Genomic DNA, 1768 nt, shown 5'->3' with positions numbered 1-1768 from the left:
CAAAGCTGCTGCATTGGCCGCGCTTACCGCTGCCGTACCCGCAGAAGGTAAATGGCCGGTAGACGGCTCCAAACCTTTCCCGATGTGGGGCGATATCGGTACAAAGACCATTAATGAAACTACCGAGATAAAGAACATCAATCTCCTGCGTATGGTAGCACGGGTAGATGTGGTGGTTCCTGCTGCCGTAACCAACTTTAAGCTATCCAGTGTGTATGTATATAACTACAATACCCAGGGTACGGTAGTTCCCACCACGGCTGCGGGTTTGACAGATGGTAAAGTAACCTATCCGGTGGTGCCCACCTCTTCAACTCTTACCGAAGGTCCACTATTATACAATGGAACAGCCATCAACACGACACTCAACCAGTGTGTGCGTGAGATTTATATTATGGAAGCTGAGAACCATACCGATAACCATACCAAAGCCAAAGACTTGCTTAAACGCACCTGTCTGGTAGTGGGCGGTACCTACAATAGCGACAGTGAAGCCAGCTACTACCGCGTGGACTTCTCTACCGGCAGCGGATCGGCACAAACATATCTGGATGTGCTTCGCAATCATAAATACACCATCAATATCACTAAAGTATCCGGTTCGGGTTACGAAACTCCGGATATTGCCTTCCGTAGCGGTCCGGTGAATATCGAAGCCAGTGTACTGACCTGGAACGGCGTAGGCATGAATATTCTGACCACCGACGGACAATATACCCTGGCAGTGGATAAGGATGAATATACCTTCAACAAAGAAGCCGTGACAAGCAAGACAGCCGAAAATATCCTTAATGTATGGACAGACTATACCACCGGTTGGAAAGTAGAGAAATACGTTGATGCCACCAACGAAAGCCAAACCGCCGATTGGTTGAAACTCGTTCCGGCCACGGGTGGCAAAGATGCTATCACCGAAACCTATATCGAATTAGAAGCAAACGAAACCGGCGCTTCCCGTTCGGCAAAGATTTATCTGGAAGCCGGGCGTATCCGCAAGCCGATTACTGTTACTCAGGGTACAGCATCGAGTGTACAGCCGGGTATTAAGCTCTATCTAGCTGATACTGAAATCTCTTCGGGATCTCAGCTTACTTTCACTCCTAAAACAGGAACTTCAAAAGAGTCTAAAACCTTGCGGGTGGTATGGGAGCCTAACAGCGAGAATGTTACCGTAACGGTAAACAAGACATGTTCTGCCCTGGAAGGACAACCTGTAAGTGAAACCTTCAATGGTGGTTCTAAACAGTACACCATTACTACCACAGCCGTAACGTCTAATGGCAACAGCACCCTGCCCACCGATGAAGAATCTACGGTTACTTTCCGTACCCAGAGCGGTCATGAAGCTACAGTGAAATTATTGCAAAAGAATTACGGTCTTATCTACAAAGACGTTAAAAGTAAATACGCTTCTGCTACCAGTAAAGAATACAGTTTTACGGTACAGAGTAATACAAGTTGGAAGATCGGTTCTGTAACCGATGGTTCAAATGTACTTACCCCTGCTTCTAAAACTGCTTTAGAATCCACAACCGGTACGTCAGGTACAACCACTGTTAAGTTCACTGTTGCTGCCAATACTACCGGAACCGCCACCTTGAACTTCGTAAACACAGATGGCTTATTCGCCGATGTCGCAGTTACGTTAAATGTTCAGCCTGTTGTTCCCGCTGAGTTCGGTGGTAGTAATATCGTTTGGGATGGTACAAAATTGACCTTCTCTACCGGCCCTGACGACACAAGCGTTGATGCCCAGGCACAAGGTGTT

The 1768-nt window shown here is 47.2% G+C and carries 1 protein-coding gene; it reads left to right on the top strand.

The window, feature by feature from the left end; translation table 11 throughout:
* The coding region (locus D0T87_RS23640) for a BACON domain-containing protein (protein WP_304521324.1) at nt 1-1768 on the top strand (1768 nt) is incomplete at both ends.

The organism is Bacteroides sp. 51 (assembly GCF_010500965.1).
Taxonomy (GTDB): domain Bacteria; phylum Bacteroidota; class Bacteroidia; order Bacteroidales; family Bacteroidaceae; genus Bacteroides.
The sequence above is the reverse complement of the archived record's forward strand: the minus strand, read 5'-3'. Positions and strand labels throughout refer to the sequence as shown.